Source organism: Haliscomenobacter sp., assembly GCF_040403615.1.
Classification (GTDB): Bacteria; Bacteroidota; Bacteroidia; order Chitinophagales; family Saprospiraceae; genus Haliscomenobacter.
Genome location: NZ_JBBAKG010000192.1, coordinates 1 through 5,816, shown reverse-complemented (window position 1 = coordinate 5,816; position 5,816 = coordinate 1). Strand labels below are relative to the sequence as shown.

The 5,816-nt window shown below is 47.4% G+C and carries 9 protein-coding genes; 2 read left to right on the top strand and 7 right to left on the bottom strand.

Annotation, left to right across the window (positions count from 1 at the left end):
- The 4 genes from ABW391_RS28375 to ABW391_RS28360 form a co-directional block, all read right to left on the bottom strand.
- Positions 1-575: trans-sulfuration enzyme family protein (locus ABW391_RS28375; RefSeq protein WP_353485281.1), on the bottom strand; the 575-nt coding region annotated here is incomplete at its 3' end.
- Between the two features lie 81 nt (positions 576-656).
- Positions 657-1,034, bottom strand: coding sequence for a four helix bundle protein (locus ABW391_RS28370; RefSeq protein WP_353485280.1), 378 nt, complete (start codon positions 1,032-1,034; stop codon positions 657-659).
- Between the two features lie 96 nt (positions 1,035-1,130).
- The gene (locus ABW391_RS28365; protein ID WP_353485279.1) at positions 1,131-2,093 is read right to left on the bottom strand and encodes an electron transfer flavoprotein subunit alpha/FixB family protein; all 963 of its coding nucleotides are present in this window, start codon (positions 2,091-2,093) and stop codon (positions 1,131-1,133) included.
- A 90-nt stretch (positions 2,094-2,183) separates the two neighbouring features.
- Positions 2,184-2,927 (bottom strand): electron transfer flavoprotein subunit beta/FixA family protein, encoded by a 744-nt coding sequence (locus ABW391_RS28360; protein ID WP_353485278.1) that lies wholly within the window; start codon positions 2,925-2,927, stop codon positions 2,184-2,186.
- Positions 2,928-3,095: 168 nt separating this feature from the next.
- Here ABW391_RS28360 and ABW391_RS28355 point away from each other — a divergent pair, with 168 nt between their 5' ends.
- Positions 3,096-3,419, top strand: coding sequence for a tetratricopeptide repeat protein (locus ABW391_RS28355; protein ID WP_353485277.1), 324 nt, complete (start codon positions 3,096-3,098; stop codon positions 3,417-3,419).
- 8 nt (positions 3,420-3,427) lie between these two features.
- Here the strand turns inward: ABW391_RS28355 and ABW391_RS28350 are convergent, their stop codons facing one another.
- The 3 genes from ABW391_RS28350 to ABW391_RS28340 form a co-directional block, all read right to left on the bottom strand.
- Complete coding sequence (locus ABW391_RS28350) at positions 3,428-3,724, bottom strand: type II toxin-antitoxin system RelE/ParE family toxin (RefSeq protein ID WP_353485276.1); 297 nt, start codon at positions 3,722-3,724, stop codon at positions 3,428-3,430.
- Complete coding sequence (locus ABW391_RS28345; RefSeq protein ID WP_353485275.1) at positions 3,712-3,948, bottom strand: hypothetical protein; 237 nt, start codon at positions 3,946-3,948, stop codon at positions 3,712-3,714. The genes ABW391_RS28350 and ABW391_RS28345 overlap by 13 nt, the downstream gene beginning before the upstream one ends.
- Positions 3,949-4,019: 71 nt before the next feature.
- Positions 4,020-5,066, bottom strand: a complete 1,047-nt coding sequence (locus ABW391_RS28340; RefSeq protein WP_353485274.1) for an N-acetyltransferase DgcN family protein — start codon at positions 5,064-5,066, stop codon at positions 4,020-4,022.
- A gap of 166 nt (positions 5,067-5,232) precedes the next feature.
- Between ABW391_RS28340 and ABW391_RS28335 the strand changes: the two genes are divergently transcribed.
- A partial coding sequence (locus tag ABW391_RS28335) for an alcohol dehydrogenase catalytic domain-containing protein (protein WP_353485273.1) occupies positions 5,233-5,816 on the top strand: 584 nt, incomplete at its 3' end.

The following is a 5,816-nucleotide window of genomic DNA, read 5'->3' as shown; positions in this document are numbered from 1 at the left end:
TAATCGGTAGGTGTCTGAAGGACCGGAGTGGCAAAACAATTGTCGATATTGAAAATGATGCCGTGCTTTTGGCACAATTTTCCGGCTTTTTCCAAATCAACCAACGCCAGTCCAGGATTGGAAGGCGATTCCAGTACCAGCATCTTAGTATTGGGCTGAATGTGCTGATCCCAATTGTCGATGTCGGTTGGGTCAACGTAAGTAAAGGTGATGCCCCACTTGGGGAATATCTGGGTCAAAATCTGGTGGGTAGAACCAAACACTGCCCGCGAAGCCAGAATGTGATCACCAGAACGCAGCAATGCAGCCATGCTGGCAAACACTGCCGCCATACCTGAAGCAGTAGCAAAACCGTCTTCCGCGCCTTCCAGTTGACAAACCTTGCTGATGAACTCGTCTACACTCGGATTGTTATAGCGGGAATAAATGATGTCGTCGTTGAGGCCTGCAAAAGTATCGGCCATGAGCTCCGCATTCGGAAAGGTGAAGCTGGAGGTAAGGTACATCGCGGGACTGTGCTCGCGGTAGTCGGTGCGGTCCATTTGACCGCGAATTGCCTTTGTTTCGGAATGCATTTTTTCTTCAATAATCAATAGCCAATATCCAATAGCCAATATCCAATTTGGTAATGCGATACTCGTGAAATCAGCGCAAGATTATGGTTTGATTTCACGGGAAGTTGCAATACTTTTGAAAATTATTGCGACAAGCTCATCATTTTCTTGGCACAAAGAAGCAAGTTTTTCTTGAGAAAAATAGTTCCGTTTAAGAATAATTTTCAGACAGACTTTTGTCTCTCGGAGCTCTTTGAGGACAATTTTCATTTTATGGACAAAGTCGGCTTGTGCTTCAGCCGCTTGTGCTTCACCATAATTCAGCGCTGGTGCTGTTCCTGATCTAACCAACTGATTGCCCAAGTGCTTTGCGGCAATTGTGCGAGGTAAAGATTCCACTACATCAATGACTCGGGATGCAAAATCGATAAATCGATCTTCCAAATCAAATTTATATGGTTTTTTCCCTACCTCGCTCATCCCATTTTCAGCATTTTCTAATCAAATCGCCCAAAATTGCACTACCATTTTGGACATTGGACATTGATTATTGGCTATTGGACATTGAAAAAAATTCTATCCTTGCGCTGCTTTATATTTTTTAATCGCTTCATTCAGTGCGGGTACCACCTCAAAAAGGTCTCCGACCACGCCGTAATCTGCTGCTTTGAAGAAAGGTGCTTCGGGGTCTTTGTTGATCACCACAATGGTTTTGGAGTTGTTGACTCCGGCCAGGTGTTGAATGGCACCAGAAATACCGATGGCGATGTACAAGTTGGGGCGGATCGCAATGCCCGTTTGGCCAACGTGTTCGTGGTGAGGCCGCCAGTGTACATCCGCAACTGGGCGAGAACAAGCCGTGGTAGCGCCAAGGGTAACGGCCAGGTCTTCGATGATTCCCCAATTTTCCGGGCCTTTCAAGCCCCGACCAGCGGATACCACCAACTCGGCTTCAGGCAGGGGCACAATGCCTTCTACGCGGCTAACCGATTTTACTTTTACGCGACTGGCTGGAATGGCCACTGCAATCGCTTCAATTGGCGCAGCACTCCCGACGATGGCAGGCTGCAAAGAGTTGCCCATCACCGACAAAACCTTCACCGCAGACTTGATTTCGTATTCCGCAATCGCCTTGCCGGAGAATACGCTTTTTTTCACTTTGAATCCGCCATCTACCGTTGGAATGCTGTTGACGCCCGCTACCGAACCAGCGCCCAACCGAGCGGCCAGGCGGCCGTGGATGGATTTACCTGTAGAGGTATGGCTCAATACGATAACGGTTGCACCAATTTGCTGACCCACCTCGGCAATCACCGTGGCGTATACCTGGCCATCAATTTGATCCAGGGCAGCATCCGCAACGTGCAATACTTTGGATGCACCATAAAGACCAAGATCGGCAGCATTGTGGGCAGTTCCCAAGGCCAGTGCAACGCACTCAGTGCCTAGGGCCTGAGCGGTTTTGTATCCGTAAGTGACGGCTTCAAAAGCAGTCTTTTTGAAATTTCCTTTTTGGCTTTCTGCAAATACCAGAACCATGTGTTTGTATTTTAGGGTTTTGTGTTTCAGGTTTTGGAACCGTTATAGAACAGTGCCAAATCTGAAAACTCAAAACGTAAGGCTCAAAACTTAGATTACTTTCGCTTCTTCATGCAATAACTTCACCAACTCTTCCATGTGGTCGGGCGCAATCATTTTAACCGAAGATTTGGCAGGAGGCAAGGTGTATTGCACCGCTACCGCCTGGTCTTCAAACGCCGCAGGCGCAACTACCTTGAGCGCCTTGGATTTGGCCATCATGATGCCTTTCATATTGGGAATGCGCTGCTCAGCCAAGCCTTTAGCGGCACTCAATACAAAAGGAGCTTCTACTTCAAGCTCTTCTACCCCACCCTCGATTTCGCGTTGGATGGTAGCCGTTTTGCCATCGGCAATATCCAGTTTGCTGGCATAAGAGATGAAGGGCTGATCCAGGTATTCGGCAATCATGGCGCCGATCTCGGAACCATTGTAGTCGATGGTTTCCTTGCCCAAAAGGACGATGTCGTAACTTTCCTGCCGGGCGTATTCCGCGATTTGGTAAGCCACACTGAGGGCGCTTTGTGGATTGAGGTCGATGCGCACGGCATCGTCAGCACCAATGGCCAACCCTTTGCGGATCACTTGGTCGTTTTCGGTTGAACCAACGTTGATCAGGGTTACGGTACCCCCCAAAGTTTCTTTTAATTCGAGCGCACGCACCAGGGCATACCACTCGTCGTATGGATTCATGATGTACTGAACCCCATTGGTATCCAGCTCGGTATTGCTGGCGTTGAATACGATCTTGGTAGTGGTGTCGGGCGTTTTGCTCACACAGACCAGTAATTTCATCGATCAGGTATTTTTGGCGAAAATGAAGTTTTATTTTTAGCTTTGGCAAAGATATGGAATTCAACAGCAAAACAGCGACTAATTTAGCGAAAATTCGCTAAATTAGTCTTATCATAAACACTTTAAGGAACAGGGCAGAATTGGTCCCGCTAATAACACTCATGGTTTATGTCCAGTGATCGTCTACTTCAATTGTTGCAAATGCAGGAAGAGAGCCCTGCTGATACTTTTGTATTGTACGCTATTGCCAAAGAAAACGAAGGGCTTGGCGACGATACCGAAGCGTTGCACTATTACCAGCAGCTTTTCGATTTTGATCCGCTCTACGTTGGCGCTTATTTCCACCTGGCCAAACTCTACGAACGACAGGAAGCACTACTCGAAGCAATCTCTACCTATGACAAAGGAATGGCTGTAGCCAAGCAGGTCGGAGATCAACATGCCCTGGCGGAGTTACAGTCAGCGAAGTTGAATTTGGAATTGGAGCTGTGAGGCCGTTTTTATAGGTATGGGTTTTTATCTGGATCTTGTCGGTTATTCCAGACGTAGTGGATAACAATGTAGGTTCCTTGAATTTTGTAAAAGACACTAATTAGACGATTTATTCTCAATCTTCTGATAGTCTTGAACTTTGTAGCTTGTCCACTTTCAGGAAATCGTTGCAAACGTTCTAATTTTTTGTAAAGCACATCAAAAAATTTGTTCGCAATTTTGATTGAAAAGTTATCAATAAGGTAAGTTTCAATTTCAATAATTTGAAGGTTGGCTTGACGCTTCCAGACGATTATTTTTGCCATGCCCGAAGTTGTTGAAAAACTGCATCATTGGGAATGGTATCATCGAGATCAAAATCAAGATCTGCGGCTTCGAGGGCTTTCAAAACTTCGGGAGAAAGATCATCTAGCATGTCAGTTCTATTTAACATCTCGACACACTTCTCCAACATTCCGCGAAGCAGTTCCTCGTCTTCTACCTGAGCCAACATGCCCATGAATGCACCTTTCATTTCAAGGATGTTCATATTCATCATTTTTCAAACAAATTTAAAGGAAAATCCAAATAAATACAACAACCTTCAGTAAATTGTTTTCATCATAATTCAGGCAACAACACCTCTACAATCCGATCCACGCCTTCTTCCAGAGGTGCCACAACCGGTATGCCCAGTTTTGATGCGTATTCTTGCTGATAAGCTGCGATTTCCGCTTCGCTTGCTCCTCTTGTGTTCAAAGCCAGCGCTACCACTTCAGCGCCGTAGGCCTTAATCAGGGCAATCTCACTTTCGACGGATGGAATTGGGCCCCATTCTGGCAGATCGTCAAAATACTCGCGTTTTATCGGTACAACCAACACTACTTTCTTAGCGTTGCCCGAGATCAAAAACTCCGATCCACAAGGGCCACTGGGGTTGCGCAGCGCAGATTGCCCTTCCAGAAAAATGATGTCGGCCTGCGTCTCTGTCCAGCAGGATACGATGGCGTGTTCCAGCTCGCCAGAAATAAAGTCGTTGAGCGTAGAATCAAAGATAAAACCGTATTCCCCCCCCTGCATCCAGCCAGTCTGGCCGGTGTAGATCATCTGCGCTTTATGGCCTTTGGCCCGACAAGCATCCCGCAAAAAACGGGCAGTGGTACGTTTTCCAGTGGCACAATCCATTCCGATCACCGCAACGATTGGAGCAGTTACCGAGAAAATTTTGGCTTCCCAAAAATGCAAATCCGCACGGCGCTTGGGCTTGCGTACATCGATTAGTGTTGCGTTATTTGCTTCGGCCAAGGCGACAATCTCTGGTTTTTCACTCAAAAAATCGTGCAGACCATTCACTATGGAGATGCCGTGCCCCAGCGCCAGGCGAATTTCTTCCAGCATGGTCGGAGGCAAGACGCCGCCAATGGTGGCAACCCCCACAATGCAATAATCTGGTCGGGTGGGCAACGCTTCCAAGGCCGCACCCACACTGGCGTACACCGGCATGTTCAAGTGTTTCCCATCCATGACTTCGCCTGCATCCTTTCCAGCGTTGGCATGATCAATTACCGCCTGGATGGTAAACCGTTCGGTGCCACGCAGCAAGCCATGGGTGGTTTTGGCATCCAGTTTATTCAATAAACCGCCCGACAGGACGATTGCATTTCCCATACTCATCGTACTTCTATTTTGGGGTAAAATACAGCACCGCAGCATTTTTACCAACCCTCCAGATTTTTTTGATGATTTATAAGCATTATTTGAGCTTATTTGGTTTTTTTCTTTAATTTATCGGGGTATATAAATGGAAATAAAAAAGTCCAATAAATCAATGCAGATGATCCAATCTCAAGCCGCCATCGCCAATGGCCAAGGCCAGTTTTCTATCGAAACGATTGAAGTAAATGATCCGGTTGGAGATGAAGTTTTAGTGCAAATCAAAGCTGCCGGAGTATGCCATACCGATTGGGATTCGCAATCCTGGGGCAAACCCCTGGTGATGGGTCACGAAGGAGCTGGCGTGGTCGTCAAAGTCGGCCCATTGGTGCAGTCCTTGCAAGTGGGAGATAAAGTAATGCTCAACTGGGCGATTCCCTGTTATGAATGTTTTCAGTGTCAGGAAGGCAACCAGCACATTTGCGAGCGCAATTCAGCGGTGACTGCTGGTAACAAAGTCAGCCAAGGTCACGCCACCCTGGAATCTACCCGTTTTCAAAATCAACCCATCGAACGGGCTTTTAGCCTGGGTACACTCTCCGAATATACCTTGGTGCGGGCAGCAGCTTGTGTCAAAATCCAGGTGGACATTCCTTTCCCCTCGGCGGCCATCGTGGGTTGCGGCGTGATGACTGGTTATGGCTCGGTAGTCAATGCGGCCAAAGTCAAAACGGGATCTTCGGTAGTCGTCTTGGGCACCGGAGG